Annotated in this window: 17 protein-coding genes; 9 read left to right on the top strand and 8 right to left on the bottom strand. The window is 54.8% G+C overall.

Going from position 1 to position 15760, the window contains the following annotated elements:
* Window positions 1-8: 8 nt before the first annotated feature.
* The 5 genes from Yoon_RS05655 (at window position 9) to Yoon_RS05635 (ending at window position 3844) form a co-directional block, all read left to right on the top strand.
* Window positions 9-446, top strand: a complete 438-nt coding sequence (locus Yoon_RS05655; RefSeq protein WP_238110918.1) for a TerB family tellurite resistance protein — start codon at window positions 9-11, stop codon at window positions 444-446.
* A 135-nt stretch (window positions 447-581) separates the two neighbouring features.
* Window positions 582-1355, top strand: coding sequence for an amino acid ABC transporter ATP-binding protein (locus Yoon_RS05650; protein WP_238110916.1), 774 nt, complete (start codon window positions 582-584; stop codon window positions 1353-1355).
* Window positions 1356-1376: 21 nt separating this feature from the next.
* Window positions 1377-2093, top strand: a complete 717-nt coding sequence (locus Yoon_RS05645; RefSeq protein WP_238110914.1) for a transporter substrate-binding domain-containing protein — start codon at window positions 1377-1379, stop codon at window positions 2091-2093.
* Between the two features lie 63 nt (window positions 2094-2156).
* Window positions 2157-3041: an ABC transporter permease subunit gene (locus Yoon_RS05640; RefSeq protein WP_238110995.1), complete on the top strand. Its 885-nt coding sequence runs from the start codon at window positions 2157-2159 to the stop codon at window positions 3039-3041.
* Complete coding sequence (locus Yoon_RS05635; protein ID WP_238110911.1) at window positions 3038-3844, top strand: ABC transporter permease; 807 nt, start codon at window positions 3038-3040, stop codon at window positions 3842-3844. The genes Yoon_RS05640 and Yoon_RS05635 overlap by 4 nt, the downstream gene beginning before the upstream one ends.
* 81 nt (window positions 3845-3925) lie before the next feature.
* On the opposite strand, the gene Yoon_RS05630 is transcribed toward Yoon_RS05635, so the two are convergent.
* Entirely contained in the window at window positions 3926-4348 is a 423-nt protein-coding gene (locus Yoon_RS05630) for a GFA family protein (protein ID WP_238110910.1), read from the bottom strand.
* 82 nt (window positions 4349-4430) lie between these two features.
* Here Yoon_RS05630 and Yoon_RS05625 point away from each other — a divergent pair, with 82 nt between their 5' ends.
* Both Yoon_RS05625 and Yoon_RS05620 read left to right on the top strand, forming a co-directional pair.
* Window positions 4431-5735: an FAD-binding oxidoreductase gene (locus tag Yoon_RS05625; RefSeq protein ID WP_238110908.1), complete on the top strand. Its 1305-nt coding sequence runs from the start codon at window positions 4431-4433 to the stop codon at window positions 5733-5735.
* Window positions 5736-5803: 68 nt separating this feature from the next.
* Window positions 5804-6988, top strand: coding sequence for a DegT/DnrJ/EryC1/StrS aminotransferase family protein (locus tag Yoon_RS05620; protein WP_238110906.1), 1185 nt, complete (start codon window positions 5804-5806; stop codon window positions 6986-6988).
* Here Yoon_RS05620 and Yoon_RS05615 read toward each other — a convergent pair.
* From Yoon_RS05615 to phaC, 4 genes are all read right to left on the bottom strand, one after another.
* Window positions 6985-7944, bottom strand: coding sequence for a LysR family transcriptional regulator (locus Yoon_RS05615; RefSeq protein ID WP_238110905.1), 960 nt, complete (start codon window positions 7942-7944; stop codon window positions 6985-6987). The two genes, Yoon_RS05620 and Yoon_RS05615, sit on opposite strands and share 4 nt — an antisense overlap.
* A 105-nt stretch (window positions 7945-8049) precedes the next feature.
* Window positions 8050-8586: a polyhydroxyalkanoate synthesis repressor PhaR gene (phaR, locus tag Yoon_RS05610; protein WP_238110903.1), complete on the bottom strand. Its 537-nt coding sequence runs from the start codon at window positions 8584-8586 to the stop codon at window positions 8050-8052.
* A gap of 168 nt (window positions 8587-8754) precedes the next feature.
* A complete protein-coding gene (locus Yoon_RS05605) occupies window positions 8755-9201 on the bottom strand; it encodes a phasin family protein (protein WP_238110895.1) in 447 nt (148 codons plus the stop codon).
* A gap of 145 nt (window positions 9202-9346) precedes the next feature.
* Window positions 9347-11143: a class I poly(R)-hydroxyalkanoic acid synthase gene (gene phaC / locus Yoon_RS05600; protein ID WP_238110893.1), complete on the bottom strand. Its 1797-nt coding sequence runs from the start codon at window positions 11141-11143 to the stop codon at window positions 9347-9349.
* A gap of 66 nt (window positions 11144-11209) precedes the next feature.
* On the opposite strand from phaC, the gene phaZ reads away from it, so the two are divergent.
* On the top strand, window positions 11210-12487 hold the full coding sequence (phaZ, locus tag Yoon_RS05595) for a polyhydroxyalkanoate depolymerase (RefSeq protein ID WP_238110891.1): 1278 nt from the start codon (window positions 11210-11212) through the stop codon (window positions 12485-12487).
* Here the strand turns inward: phaZ and Yoon_RS05590 are convergent.
* From Yoon_RS05590 to Yoon_RS05580, 3 genes are all read right to left on the bottom strand, one after another.
* The gene (locus Yoon_RS05590) at window positions 12484-13200 is read right to left on the bottom strand and encodes an alpha/beta hydrolase (protein WP_238110890.1); all 717 of its coding nucleotides are present in this window, start codon (window positions 13198-13200) and stop codon (window positions 12484-12486) included. The genes phaZ and Yoon_RS05590 overlap by 4 nt on opposite strands.
* Window positions 13201-13293: 93 nt before the next feature.
* The gene (locus Yoon_RS05585) at window positions 13294-14148 is read right to left on the bottom strand and encodes a carboxylesterase (protein WP_238110889.1); all 855 of its coding nucleotides are present in this window, start codon (window positions 14146-14148) and stop codon (window positions 13294-13296) included.
* Window positions 14149-14158: 10 nt separating this feature from the next.
* Window positions 14159-14920: an alpha/beta fold hydrolase gene (locus tag Yoon_RS05580; RefSeq protein ID WP_238110888.1), complete on the bottom strand. Its 762-nt coding sequence runs from the start codon at window positions 14918-14920 to the stop codon at window positions 14159-14161.
* Between the two features lie 91 nt (window positions 14921-15011).
* Here Yoon_RS05580 and Yoon_RS05575 point away from each other — a divergent pair, with 91 nt between their 5' ends.
* Window positions 15012-15755 carry a metalloregulator ArsR/SmtB family transcription factor gene (locus tag Yoon_RS05575; protein ID WP_238110887.1) on the top strand — a complete coding sequence of 248 codons (744 nt, stop codon included), beginning with the start codon at window positions 15012-15014 and terminating at the stop codon, window positions 15753-15755.
* The last annotated feature ends 5 nt before the right edge of the window (window positions 15756-15760 follow it).

Raw genomic sequence — 15760 nt, 5'->3', positions numbered from 1 at the left:
GGTAAGTTATGATTTCGAAGTTCCTGCAGCGTTTGACCGCCCCCGCACCCGCCCCGCAATCTGATTCTGATGCGCGCCTTGCGCTGGGAGCTTTGCTTGTCCGTCTCGCCCGTGCCGATGGTGACTACGCCCCCGAAGAAATCGCGCAAATTGACGCTACCTTGGCGGCGCGTTTTGGATTATCAGATGAGGCAACAAAAGCCCTGCGCCTTGAATGCGAAGCTTTTGAAGCAAAGGCGCCCGACACTGTGCGCTTTACGCGCGCAATCAAAGATGCCGTCGATCTAGATCACCGTGTCGGCGTGATCGAAGCTATGTGGGCCGTAGTGATGGCCGATGGGGAACGTGACAATGCAGAAGATAGCAACATGCGCATGATCGCCTCGCTGCTCGGCGTGTCCGACAAAGACAGCAACGCCGCACGCCTGCGCGTTACCCCAGCCTAGGATTGCCCAGCCCTTCTGCAAATCGCCTATCAGTCAGGCAGTTGCCGCACAAAACGGCATTTGATGCGACGCGCCCGTTGCAAATGGTCGTGAATTAGGCCCTAATCTCGGCAACTCAATGCAAAGCGACCCATCGTGACCGACCAAGCCCCCGTTATCGAAATCCAAAACCTGCACAAAGCTTACGGCGAACTTGAGGTCCTCAGCGGCGTCGATATCAGCGCACCCGCCGGGCATGTCGTCTCTCTGATTGGGTCCTCTGGATCAGGTAAATCAACCTTGCTGCGCTGCGCCAATCTGCTCGAAGACAGTCAAGCTGGCGAAGTCCTGTTTTGCGGTGAACCCGTGATATGGAAAGGGACGGGCGAAAATCGTCACCCCGGAGACCATGCCCAGATGATCCGTATCCGCACCAACCTGTCGATGGTGTTTCAGCAGTTTAACCTTTGGGCGCATATGACGATCTTGCAAAACGTCATGGAAGCCCCTGTAACTGTCCTTAAACGTGACAAGGCCGAGGTCGAAGCCAGTGCGCGCAAATATCTTGAAAAGGTCGGGATCGGCGACAAATGCGATGCCTACCCGGCCCAGCTATCTGGCGGCCAACAACAGCGTGCAGCGATTGCGCGCGCCTTGTGTATGGAACCCAAAGCCCTGCTTTTTGACGAACCGACCAGCGCGCTTGATCCTGAGCTAGAACAAGAGGTTGTCAAAGTCATCAAAGACTTGGCCGCCGAAGGGCGCACCATGCTGATCGTAACCCACGACATGCGTTTGGCTGCTGACGTCAGCGACCATATTGTGTTCCTGCACAACGGCAAAATCGAAGAAGAAGGCCCGCCGGACACTTTGTTTGGCCAGCCCAAAACCGAACGTCTACGCGGATTTTTGTCCGCAACAGTTTCATAAACACTAACTAGGAGAGAATTGATGAAAAACCTAATCCTCAGCACAACAGCGCTGGCCCTTGTGGGCGGCATGGCAATGGCCGACGACGTTGTTCGCATGGGCACCGAAGGCGCATATGCGCCCTACAACTTCATCAACGACGACGGCGAAGTTGACGGTTTTGAAATCGATCTTGGCAATGAGCTTTGTGCGCGCGCTGAACTGACCTGTGAATGGGTCACCAACGAATGGGATAGCATCATCCCGAACCTTGTATCCGGCAACTACGACACGATCATCGCGGGCATGTCGATCACCGATGAGCGTGACGAAGTCATCGACTTTACCCAAGACTACTACCCGCCAACAGAATCTGTTTATGTTGCCTTGTCCGAAGATGCAGATCTGACCGGCATTGTTGCGGCACAAACAAGCACCATTCAGGCGGGTTATGTCGCTGAAACAGGCGCAACTTTGCTTGAGTTCGCAACAGGCGACGAAACCATCGCGGCGGTCCGCAACGGTGAAGCCGAAGCTGTGTTTGCCGATCTCGACTTCTTGCTGCCTTACACAGACGAGCCTGACCTGATGCTTGTCGGCGAAGGTGTTCCATTGGGCGGCGGAATCGGCCTTGGCATTCGTGAAAGTGACACAGAGCTGCGCGAGAAATTCGACGCGGCGATCACGTCGATGAAAGAAGACGGCTCGCTTAACGCGTTGCTGATCGAATGGTTCGGTGAAGAAACCGCGACTTACTAAGTCACATTCGCCCCAGCCCGGCGCAATTCGGGCTGGGGCAATCTTTGTAGATAGGCCGTTCCCATTTTTAGCTATTGTTCCGATCCCGCGACCCTTGAAAGGCTGTCATGGTTGTCGTGTTACCTGACCACGGGCAAGCATATGAGCATGTATTGGTCGGTCGGTACGGTCTTGCTTTTGCTCGGCATCACGGCCCCTGTCGCCTTGACCTTTGGCTTTGGCGGCGCCGCAGCCGCACGCAGCCATATCGCGCCGCTGCGCTGGATCGGCAAAACCTATATCGCGGTGGTCCGTGGTATCCCCGACATCGCGTTTTTCTTGTTTTTTGTCATCGCCTTAGATCAGGCGTTTGAATACCTACGCCACCGCGTCAAATGCCTGGACTGGGATGAACCCATCCGCCAGGGAAGTGATTTTGTGGTCTGCTCCGCCGCCAAACTGCCGCTCAGCAACGCACCGCAATGGGTGCATGAAACCTACGGGTTCTTTTTGGCGGTCCTGACCTTTGCCATCGTCTTTGGGGCCTTTGCGGCCAATGTGATGTATGGCGCCATGCAGGCGGTCCCTAAAGGGCAATTAGAGACGGCCGAAGCCTATGGCATGTCGCGCCGCCAGACCTTTTGGCGCATCTTGGTGCCACAGATGTGGGTCTTTGCCCTGCCCGGCCTGTCGAACCTTTGGATGGTCCTGATCAAAGCCACCCCTTTGTTGTTCTTACTCGGGGTCGAAGACATCGTTTATTGGGCCCGCGAATTGGGGGCATTCAAAAGCCCACGGTTCACTGATTACCCGCACCCTGAATGGCGCATGTGGTATTTTCTGGCTCTGCTGGTGTTCTACCTGTGCTTCACAAAAGTATCTGAAGTCGTCTTGGGCAAGATCATGGCCCGGCTCACCCACGGCCAAGCAACCGCCGCTGGCGAAGCACAAAGAAAGGCACGGGCATGAGCTGCTGGGACACGATCACCGCCTATGGCCTGCGCAGCATTGGGATCGGCGAACAGCTTTTGCCGCGCAGCGATTTCACACTTTGCCAACAGTTCACGCTGATTGGCTCTGGGATGCTGTGGAATATCTACTTTGGATTTTTCGCGCTTGTGCTTGGCTTTTTTCTGGCGACCGCCGTCGCCATGGGCAAGGCGTCAAATTCCTTTTGGGTCCGCAAACCCTCTGAATGGTTCATTTTCGCGTTTCGCGGATCACCCTTGTTCATCCAGTTCTTCTTTGCCTATTTTCTATTCCTATCGCTCAAGGCGCAGGTGCCGTTTTTCACGCCCCTGACCTCAGCCGCCTATGGCGCGCTATTTGTGCTATTTTTGAACACCTCGGCCTATACGGGCGAAATCTTTTATGGGGCGTTACAGTCGATCCCAAAGGGTGACACCGAAGCGGCCGATGCATACGGCCTGTCTGGCTTTGCACGGTTTCGCAAAATTATCTGGCCAACGATGCTCCGGCTTGCCTGGCCCGCCTATACAAACGAAGCGATCTTTTTGTTTCATGCAACAACGCTGGCCTTCTTTGGCGGGTTTCCGATCCTCAAACAACGCGGCGATGCGCTTTATTATGCGAACTACTTTGCGGACAAGACGTTCAACCCCTTCGTCCCCTACCCAATTCTGGCTGGGTATTTCATTTTGCTGACAATGGTCGTGATTGGGATCTTTGGATTGGTGAATACCCGGCTTAATCGTCACCTTCCGCAAGAACGACGCAAGAAACTGCGTATAAGACCCCAAATTATCCGATAATCGGCGCGGCGTAAAATCGTTCTGGTGGTGGTTCGTATCGGACTGCCGCCCGTTAGAGTGCGAGTCCCTTTTGCTTAACCTCTAGCTTTTTTCGTACCGCAAAACGCCAGCGATGTCAGGGGCATCCGGATTATCGCTGGGATGCTGGACGCCGTTGTTCACGATCACCTCAGAGAAATCAAACGGGCTGACGCCCAACAGGCAGGCGGCATTGATTCCAAATTCATTGGGATTGGATCGTCGTTTATGGTGGGTATAGATTCCGCATTTCGCACAAAAGTAGTGACGCGCTGCGTGCGTATTAAACTGATATAAGGTCAGTGCCTCCTGCCCCGCGATGAAGCGCAGCCCGTCCAGCGGGGCCGTCAGCGCCACCGCCCCGCGCATGCTGCAAAACGAACAGGTACATCGACGCGCACTTGCAAGCCCGCCTTTCAGTGTAACTTGGAACTGTACGGTGCCGCAGTGGCAGGCCGCGTCATAGGTTTCTGTGTTGCTGGCCATGATCAGTTTCCATTTGTTGTCGTCTCGGGTTTCTGACAGCATGCCCAGCAATGCCGTATCAACACAAGCGCTGGATACTCCGATGAACCCACTCTACCGCAACGATAAACCTGGCCAGTTTCCGCCAAGCTGGTACGCCGCGAGCACCGACACGCCCGCTGCGCGCCCGCCCCTAGACACAGATATGGCGGTGGATGTTTGCGTGATTGGTGCCGGGTTTACCGGGCTGTCCGCGGCGCGTGATCTTGCCGCGCGGGGCTTGGATGTTGTGGTATTGGATGCCCACCGTGTGGGGTTTGGTGCCTCTGGGCGCAACGGCGGGCAGGTCGGCAGCGGGTATAATTGGGACCAGCGCGCCTTGGCGAAATCGCTGGGCGATGACACTGCCGCAGGGCTTTGGATGCTCGCAGAGGAGGCCAAACAAGACATTCGCGATATCTGCGCTGCCCATATCCCAGAGGCACGGTTTCGGCCCGGCGTGGCACATGGGTTTTATTCGCCCAAAGAGGCCGCCCAATATATCCACGACACTGAATATCTAGCGGAAAACTACGGCTACGACCAAATCTCTGTTCTTGGCGAAGCTGACATGCGTGAACTGGTCAAATCCCCACTTTATCACGGTGGCATCTTGGACATGGGCGCGGGGCATATTCACCCTTTGCGCTATGTCATTGGGCTTGCGCGATTGGCCGAAGAAGCCGGCGCGCGTATCTTTGAATTAACCGAAGTCACAAAGATAGCCCAAGGCGACCCTGTCAGGCTCAGCACCCGCAATGGCACCGTGACCGCGCGGCATGTGATTATCGCAGGCAACGGGTATTTACCCAATATTGATCGCAAAACCGCCGCAAAGGTTATGCCAATCAACAGTTTTATCGGCGCAACCGAACCTTTGGGGGACCGCGCCGCGACCGTTCTGGCGCGTGATATTGCAGTGGCGGATAGCAAATTCGTGGTGAACTACTACCGCATGTCCGAAGACAATCGATTCTTGTTTGGCGGTCGCGAAGCCTATGGGATTGGCTTTCCTACGGATATCAACTCTGCCCTCATCCAGCGCATGACGACATTGTTTCCGCAACTCAACGGTGTCAAAATAGATTATTCTTGGGGCGGCACATTGGGTATCACCATGACCCGGCTGCCTGCCGTGCAGCGCGTCGCGCCCAATATCGTGTCGGGCGCAGGGTTTTCGGGGCATGGTGTCGCACTTTCCGGGCTGGCGGGCAAAATCATGGCAGAGGCTATCGCCGGCCAAGCCGCTCGTTTTGACACGTTATCAGCACTAAAAGTGCCAAATTTTCCTGGCGGGCCGACATTTCGCGCACCACTATTGACGCTTGCAATGACATGGTACGCGCTGCGCGACCGGCTTGGGGTGTAACTGTCATAGATTTGTAATCCCTTACATGTTAAGTATTTCCGAAATCTACTTTCGGTAAAGCTGAATATATGACCAATATCCCAAATGTTTACGCCGCAGAGCCCATTCCAGAATCGGCGATGGCCGAGGTCTCGCGCATTTTGCAATCCGGTGATTTGTTTCGCTATACCTCTGAAAACGCACCCGTTGCGCTGCTAGAGCAAGAATTCGCGGACCTGCTAGGGGCGAAATACGCGCTTGCAGTTTCTTCGTGTTCGGCTGCGTTGTTTTTGTCGCTCAAGGCGCTTGGCCTCCCGCGCGACGCCCGGGTCATGATTCCCGCATTTACATTTGGCGCGGTGCCTTCGGCAGTCGTACACGCAGATTGCCAACCCGTCCTTTGTGAATGTGGCGACAATTACCGTATCGATTTAGACGATTTCGCAGCCAAGCTGCCTGGCGTAGATGCGGTGATCATCAGCCACATGCGCGGTCATACCTCTGATATGGATGCAATTATGCAGCTCTGCGATGCAGCGGATATCCCTGTGATCGAAGACGCGGCACATTCGCTGGGCACGACTTGGCACGGCAAGAACATCGGGACGATTGGCAAGATCGGTTGCTTTAGCTTTCAGTCTTACAAGCTGCTGAACGCAGGCGAAGGTGGCATCATGATCACCGACGATCCAGATCTTATCGCGCGCGCAGTCATCATGTCAGGCGCCTATGAACATAACTGGAAAAAACACCCGGTTCTTATGGAAAGCTTTGCCAAATGGCAAAACAAGCTGCCGCTTTATAATCAACGGCTTAGCAATATGTCGGCGGCATTGGTCCGGCCCCAATTGGCTGAGCTTGCGCGCCGCGTCACGGATGGGCGGCGCAATCATGATCACGTCGCAGTGCAGCTAAACGCATCACCATGGTTGGCTGTGCCTGATTGTCTTGCGCCCGAGGTACGCGCGCCAGATTCCATTCAGTTCAATATCGTCGATATGTCCGACACCGAAGCCGCCGCATTTGTCGACGCAGCCGCAGCGGCAGGTGTGAAAATTCAAATCTTTGGTCAAAGCGCTGACAACGCCCGCGCGTTTTGGAATTGGCAGTTTATCGGGGATATCCCCAAACTGCCCCAAACCCGCGCAATGCTGATGAAAGCCTGCGATGTCCGCCTGCCCGCCCGTTTGACGCTGGCCGAATGCGATATCATCGCGCAAATCATCACAGAAGCGGCGGCGGCCGCCATGACGCCTACCCGCGCCTACGGTTAAAGCAGGCGCATCTCGTCTTGCAGCCAGGGGAAACGCTGTACAGCGGGCTGTACGATCATTTCGTTCACGAGCGGTTTAAGGCGCGCGGCCATCGTCTGGGGCATGTCTCCCAGAATATCGCGGCGCGCTGTCAGTGAAATCACCCGCGACAGCGGTGCAAATGGCATTGGTAACAAATCAACGGCATCCGCAAACCGCTGCGCGCGTAAACAGCCGAGTGGTGTCAGAATGGTCCACCCGGTCCCGCCCGCAACCATCGCCATAATCGCGTGATAGCTGTCGAGTTCAAACCGATGCGTGATCCGCAGGTTTTGCCGCGCAAGGTGCCCCGCAATCATCCGGCCCATATGGTGCCGGGTCGTGTATTGGATCAACTGCATACGGCGCAGTTGCCGGGCCACATCATCGCCATTGATTGCCCCCTTGGGAGCAGCAACAACAAATGGTTCTTCGAGCAGCGGGTGAACTTCCATCCCCGCGCTGGCCTGCCCCATATCCCCCGCCACAATAACATCAATCGCGCGGCTATCGAGCAGATCAAACAGCCGATGCGACGCGCCAGTTTCCAGCAAAAACTGGCAGTTCTTAAGATCGTCGCTCATGGCAGTGAGCAGGCCGGGGGTGACTTCGGCGTCAAAGTCTTCGATCATCCCGAGCCGGAACCGGGTCAAGCGACTAAAATCCGCCATCGCCAATTCTGCCTTGGCTTGGTCAGCCTCGTTCAGGATCGTATTGGCGCGGCGCAAAAACATTTCGCCGGCAGGGGTTAACGTGACCGGACGCGCATTCCGATTAAGCAGCGTGGTACCAATCGCCCCTTCAAGGTTGCTAAGCTGCTGGCTTACCGTCGCGGCCGAACTGCCCAACCGCCGGGCCGCGCCCGAAATAGAGGCTTCCTCGGCAGTGGCGACAAAGACTTCAACCCCCCAAAGCGTGATTTTACCTGTTGTTGTCATCTGATCCTCTTGCACCTTGCCGCTACGCTAGGGGGAAATGCGTTTGGCATCAATGAGGTCATTGTCAGGCGTTTGTGAAAGATACCGGGCGTTCGTCTGGCGCGGTTACTTACCCATTTTCGCAAGCTTTTCTTGTAACGCCGCCAGCTGATCCTTGATCTCGCCAAGGTCATCATCCTCTTTTTCAGGCACGCTACCTGTGGGCATAATCCCACCCGTCATCGCCTTAAAAAACGCAGCTTGCTGGGCTTGCATGGCTTCAAATCCCGGCATTGCAGCCATTGGGTTTGCAGCGCCCATATTATCAAGTGCCTTTGACTGCCCTTCACGCAGCATTTCAAAACTGGCTTGCAAGAAGTCAGGCACGACGGAAGCGGCTTGGCTGGTGTAACTGCGGACAAGATCCGTCAATACGCCCACGGGAAGCACGCTTTCACCGCGGCTTTCATGCTCAGCAATTATTTGCAGCAAATACTGTCGAGTCAAATCGTCGCCAGACTTCAAATCGACAATTTGCACTTCGCGCCCTTCACGAATGAACAGCGCGATATCTTCGAGCGTCACGTAATCGCTTGTCTCGGTATTGTACAAACGACGGCTCGCATAGCGCTTAATAAGAAGCGGTTTATTTGTCTCGGCCACAGCGATCACTCCCGAAATATTGCAGTGCAGAGAAGCCTATGCCGCAACTGCGCAAAAAGAAAGCATTTTAGCACTCCCCGGCTTCTGCAATAAAAAAACGGCCCGCATTGCTGCGCACCGTTCTAAGAAATCATGCCCCTAGGGAGGCAAAGGCAGATTTCGCCGTTATTACTTCTTTGTCGCTTTTTGCGCAGCGGCCGTCACTTCCGACGTCGCTTTTTTCGCAGCTGCAGTCACGTCATCAGACATGTCTTTGCCTGCAGCAAGAACGAGTTCCATCGTCTGTGTTTGTACTTTTTTCGCGATTTCAGCGAAAGCAGACATGTTTTCAGCAGCAGATTCAGCAGTTGCTGATGCAAAGTCAGTCATTGCTTTAGCGTAATCAGCAGGCTCTGCTTTGGATTTTGACATCGCTTCCATCTTGGCAATGGTGTCTTGTGTCCATTTGGCAGACAGCTCGGCAGATTTGCCAGCAGCGTCCAGAGCAACTGCGGACATCTTTTCAGCCAGCGCAGTTTGGTTTTTGAATTGCTCTTCCATCGCTTTGGTGTCGACGGGGAACGCATCTGCGACGTCTTTGAAGATCGCAGTGAAGTCTTGTGTTTTCGCAGCCATGGTATCAGCCTTTCAATTGGGGCGAGGATCGTTCCCCGCTGTGAATTTCTGATACCAATATGCATGCTGCAGCGCAGCATTTCAAGTTTTTTCTGCACTGCAGCATAAATTATTTCCGCAGGTGCGGAAAACGCAGTGCAATCTGCTACTTAGCGACGACATATGTACCGGGTGCCGCCGCCAAAACCGGATACCTTTCACCCCCTGGTTGTCGCGCATCGACTTTCTTGCCCGACTTTTTCGCGAGCCATGATTCCCAACGCGGCCACCAAGACCCATCATGTTTATCCGCAGTTTCATACCAGTCACCCGCAGTCAGCCCATTTTCTGGGTTCGTGTAGTGCCCGTATTTCTTCTTGGTTGGCGGGTTAATGATCCCCGCGACATGCCCCGATTCAGACAGAATAAATGTCTTATCCTTGGATCCCATTTTCTGAACACCGGTGTAGCTGCTTTTCCAAGCCGCGATATGATCCGTCTCGCATGCAATCGCACAAAGTGGCACGGTCACATCCTTAAGCTGTATTTTCTCACCGCAAACCTCAAAGCCTTCGTTGGCAAGACGGTCACTCTGACAAAGCCCACGCAGGTAATCCACAGCCATCGATGCGGGAAGGTTTGTCCCATCACCATTCCAATAAAGCAGGTCAAAGGCGGGCGGGGCTTTCCCCATCATATAGCTCTTGATCGCAGGCCCATAGATCAGGTCATTTGCACGCAAGTAAGAAAACGTGCGTGACATATAAAATGAATCAAGGATGCCGCTTTCCATCGCTTCGGCCTCGATCCCATCAACAAAATCATCGTTCAAGAACACGCCAACTTCACCTCGGTCCGAAAAATCGGTCAATGTTGTAAAGAACGTCGCGCTGTTCACGGACGTATCTTTGCGCTTTTTCATCACGCCAAGTGCAAGAGACAATGTTGTCCCCGCAATGCAGTAGCCCACGGCATTCACCTTTTTGACACCACAAATATCCTTGACCGCGCCGATCGCGGCCAAATAGCCCTCTTCGATGTAGTCAGTCATCGTCGTGCCACTGAAACTGGCGTCCGGGTTCACCCAAGATACAACAAAGACCGTATGCCCCTGATCGACCGCCCATTTGATCAGGCTGTTTTGCGGCTTAAGGTCCAAGATGTAGAATTTGTTGATCCAAGGCGGAAAGATAATCAAAGGTGTCGTGTGCACCTTTTCGGTTGTCGGTGCGTATTGGATCAATTCAAACAGCCGGTTCCGAAACACCACTGACCCCGGTGTCGTCGCTAGGTTCTCGCCCAACTTGAATGCCGACTTATCGGCCAATGTGACGACAAGATCGCCATTATTGGCTTCGAGGTCCGCAATCATGTTTTCCAACCCGGCAATGAGGCTTTCACCTTCGGTCTCAGCAGCAAGCGCAAGCGCCTCTGGGTTGGTTGCCAAAAAATTTGTGGGACAGGCCATATCCACGATTTGCTGGCTAAAATAGCGCAATCGACTCTTTTCATCCGAATCAAGCGCATCGATGTCCTCGACCGCTTGCTGCACTGCAGCGGCATTCATAAGGTACTGTTGTTTGATAAAATTGAAATAGGGGTTCGTGTCCCACATTTCATTCGCAAACCGCCGATCCTTTGGGGTTTCATCTGTGGCCGGCTCAAGTTTCCCCTGCACCAAAAGGTGCTGCGCCTCAACAAAATGCTTAACAGATTTGCCCCAAAATTCGACTTGGTGTTCAACCAATTTGGCCGGGTTTTGCATCATTTCGGCAAAATATCCAGTCGCCGCCTTTGTATAAAGCTCTTGGCTTGGCCCTTGCAGAGACGGCGGCACTGCGCGCCCTTGCCCCATGGCCTTAAGGAGACGTTGTGTCAGCGTTTCAATTTTGGCAATATTGGCTTCGAGCTTTGTAAAGTTCTTATCAGTGGCAGCATGCGGGTCTAAATCGTTTGTTGTCATATTAACGTTCCTATGCTTATGCTGCACGTGCAGCATGACCTGCGCGCCTAACCTGGAGATGTTACAATGAAGTATATGATGACCTATGACCTGATGGAAAGTGCGCGCAACACAAACCAATGGCTGGGGGCCACAGCGCGCGCATTTGCCTCATACCCGATGATGTCGCTGGCTGCGAACCCAGCCATAGATATGTTGATGGCATGGGGAGAGGTGACAGAGCGCACATTCGCCCGCATGGTTGTCAAACCTGATTGGAACCTCCCGCCGGTCACCTGCGAAAAAGGCAAGGACCACCCTGTGGTTATCGAAACCGTTCTTGAACGCCCCTTTGGCGATCTGATCCATTTTACCATTCCCGGTCGCGCCCCTAGCAAGCGCCGTGTCTTGGTTGTCGCGCCGATGTCAGGCCACTACGCCACATTGCTACGTAAAACCGTCATCAGTCTGCTGCCCGATTGCGATGTCTATATTACCGACTGGCACAACGCCCGCGACATTCCTGTCAGCGAAGGCAAGTTCGACGTCGAAGACTACACACTCTACCTCGTCGATTTCATGCGCGAACTGGGGTCCGACATTCACGTCGTGGCGATTTGTCAACCTGTGCCTTTGGCGCTCGCGGCGACGGCCTATTTGGCCGAAGAAGACCCCAAGGCGCAGCCGCGGTCGCTGACTTTGATCGGTGGCCCCGTCGACCCTGAGGCAAACCATACCGAAGTCACCGATTTCGGGCGCTCTGTCACAATGGGGCAGCTTGAGCAAACCATGATCCAACGCGTTGGTTTCAAATACGCAGGCGTCGGCCGCACCGTTTATCCGGGATTGCTGCAACTGGCATCGTTTATTTCGATGAACGGCGAAACCCACGCTAACGCGTTTCGCGATCAGATCATCAAAACCGCCCAAGGCGAGGCCAGCGAACACGATAAACACAACGTGTTCTATGATGAATACCTTGCTGTGATGGATATGACGGCTGAGTTTTACCTATCGACCGTAGAGCGGATTTTCAAAAACCGCGACATCGCCCGCAATGACTTTACTGTCGCAGGCCGCAAGGTTGATATGGGCAAGATCACGACGGTCGCGGTCAAGATTGTTGAAGGCGAAGAAGACGATATTTCCGCACCCGGTCAATGTCTCGCCGCGCTAGATTTGCTAACCAACCTGCCTGATAGCAAAAAGGCGTCGCACCTTGAACCGGGCGCCGGGCACTACGGCATCTTTGCGGGCGGGAGCTGGCGCAATAACATTCGCCCGCTTGTTCTAGACTTTATTGATGCCAATTCTGCCCCGACCAAAAAAGCCACAAAACCCGCCAATAAAAACGCAGCAGCCTAATTGCGTAGCATCAGCGGCCGGCGCATCCACGCGCCCAGCGCCGCTGTCACGCTTTCCGGCGCTTCGATTGTCGGCAGATACCCAGCGTCTTCGATGACCTCGAGATCACAAAAAGGGATCAGTTCAGCCATGGTTTCGTGGCGTTTTACCGGATAATGCCCATCGTGGCGGCCGCAAATGACCAAGGCGGGTTGGGTGATCTTGCGCAGTTCAGCTTGTAGGTCCTTGCGCCGCTGTAGCGCGCGCGCTTGTTTCACATAGACTTCAGGCCCAAGCGCTTTCCCCATCACCGTTAGCAGCCGGACAAAGGCAGCCTTGTCGACATTGGGCGACATCCAGGTGGAATGGATTTCATGCTGAAGCACATCCTCCCACCGCCCGGCGCGGGCCGCGATAATTTGCGGTTCGCGCAGGGCTGCCGTTTGCGGTGTCTCGGCCAGTGGGCTGGTGCTGATCAATGCAATCCGGGTGACCCGTTCGGGAGCGCGGCGCAGGATTTCCATGGCGACCATGCCGCCCATCCCCATGCCAGCCAAGGCAAATTTGGACGGTGCCCAGCTCAGAATTTGCGAGGCGATTTCTTCCATCCGCTCGCCCTTGGTCGTGGGTACGAACATCACCGCATGTTCGGACCCAAGCGCACGTATCTGCGGCTCGAAGATGCGCGCGTCGCACAGCATTGGTGGGATCATCACCAGTGTTTCACTTGGCATTTATGCGTTGACCTGTCTGCATGCCCAATCCTTTAGGCTATTGTTTTGTCAACTTTGACGCGGTCCTTCCCGTCTGGCAACCTTATTGCGTGGCTATAGCCCCAAAAGCCAAGCTGAAATCCGCTTGGCAAGCGGCACGGTTTGGTTCGGACTAAACACATCGCCCGCCATGACATGGCCGTTTTCATCGTCGCCCTGACCGGGCGTCACGATGTGTTCTGTGGTTGCTCCGCCCCAGCGCGCCATTGTTTTGCGGGTCAATTTTGGAGATACAACGTTGTCGTCTTCGTTCATCACAAACAGCCCGGGCGTCGTGATCTGCGACAGATCTACCTGGGCCGCTGCGCGCACGGCATCTGCCATCGGATACAGCGCCTCGGTCGGGTAGCTGGTTGTCCAAAAGGCGCTGTGGCCTTCGTTGATCGGCGTGAATTTGCGGGTCTTGCCGACGATGTAGCGCCCCCAGTGGCGCACGCCTGGCAAATCCAACAATGTCTGTGCAAGCCAGCTACGCAGCCCAAAATTGGGCGAGATAAACACTGCTGCTTTGGCCTGCACACCATCTGCGAGCGCCAAAGCCGCCAGTGTACATCCCGTCGAACAGCCCATCAAAATAACCTCATCTCCGATGGTTTGTGCCCGGTCCACGGCGAGCGTGACGTCACGTGTCCAGTCAGCAAGGGTCGCAGCCCCCATAGCCGCCCCGTCTTGGCCATGCCCCGTGAGCCGCGCAAACAATATATTCGCACCCCATTCCTGCGCGACAAGGTCGGGCAAGGGGCGCAATTCTGCCGGAGAGGCCGAAAATCCGTGAATATTTAGGATCACAAGTGGCGTTTTAACGGCAGGTTGATCCGCCCAAGCGATGCGCGCTTCACAGCCCGAACGTAGATTGGGCACCCGAGCCTCTGCATCGGAAAGCTCTTTTTCAACTGTTGCGATATCCATCTGTGCACCCTCAGTCATCATCGCCAGCTTTCAACACTTCTGAAACAGCATCCCCGATGAGCTTCAGACAGGTATCGTCTGAAAACCGGTGATCCGCCCCATTCACAAGGGTCAACCGCATGTCGGGCCCCTGCGCGTGATCCAACAGCCGCAGCGCCACGGTCATATCGACATCTGCATCAGCCGTACCTTGCAAAAACCGCACAGGGAACGGCAAAGACAGCGGTGTGCGCAACACCAACCGTTTGCGCCCCTCTTCGATCAAGCGCCGCGTGATGATATAGGGCTCCCCGTATTCTGAGGGTAGCGCGACCTGCCCCGCCATCAGTTCCGCCTTTTGCGCGTCCGAAAAATCGCCCCACATGCTGTCTTCGGTAAAATCAGGCGCGGCGGCAATGGTGACCATCCCGGCAATCCGTTCAGGCATGGCGCGCGCGACTTGCAGTGCAATCCAGCCGCCCATTGATGACCCGACCAGCACAAGTGGCCCGTCTATCAGGGTCAGCGCCGCACAGGCATCTTCGAACCAATCGCCGATTGCCCCGTCGGTGAATTCCCCACTGCTTTCGCCATGGCCTGAATAGTCGAACCGCAGGAATGCACGCCCTTGGTCACGTGCCCAATTTTCTAAACAAACGGCCTTTGTGCCCCCCATGTCGGACTTGAAACCGCCAAGAAAGACCACCGTGGGGCCGGTGCCTTCGGTCAGATGATAAGCAATTTGACGCCCCTGAGGCGTGACAAAAGTCGGGGTGTTTGTTCGATCATTCATGCCGTGACAGCATCACAAGCCAAGCCGCTCTGCAAGCACTATTAGGTTACCCTATTGTCACGTGATTATAAAGTAACCTATAAGCGATTCTATGGACCAGATATTCAAAGCCTTAAACGATCCAACGCGCCGCGCACTGCTTGACAGCTTGCGCCGCCAAGACGGCCAAAGCCTGAGCGATCTAGAACAAGGCCTAAGCCTGAGCCGGTTTGGTGTGATGAAGCACCTGAAGTTACTTGAAGAGTCGGGGCTGATCATCACGCGCAAGCAAGGTCGGTTCAAATACCACTATTTAAACGCCCTGCCCTTGCAGGAACTGATGGACCGTTGGGTTGCCCCGTTCTTGCAACCGCAAGCGCGTAGCCTTTCTGAACTGAAACAAAAACTTGAAAGAGATACGAAAATGGGAAAACCCGATTTTGTCATGCAGACTTTCATTCGCTGCACACAAGATGCGCTTTGGTCCGCGCTGACCGAAGCTGATCAAATGGCCGCATATCATTTTGCCTGCAACGCTGTGCAAGGCAACGCGCAGGTTGGCCAGCCCACCGCGTTTATTCTTCCCAATGGCGATGCGATGCTGCGCCAAATCACCACAGCGCTTGACCCAAAATCGCGGATTGCAATGACGTTTGAACCGCTGTTCATGGGCCCCGATGCCCCATCAAGCCACATGGTTTATTTAATCGAAGACCAAGGCGGCCAATGCAAGCTGACGATTGAACATTACGATATCGCCCCCGGCCAAGAAGGGTTTGGCGAAGGCTGGGCGCGTCTTGCGGCCTCTCTCAAATCATACCTTGAAACCGGCACCGCGCTCAAAGCCGCAATGTAACAAAG

The sequence above is a fragment of the Yoonia sp. I 8.24 genome (genome assembly GCF_022096995.1).
GTDB lineage: Bacteria > Pseudomonadota > Alphaproteobacteria > Rhodobacterales > Rhodobacteraceae > Yoonia.
Note: the sequence above shows the minus strand (reverse complement) of the source record. Positions and strands in the feature narration are given on the sequence as shown.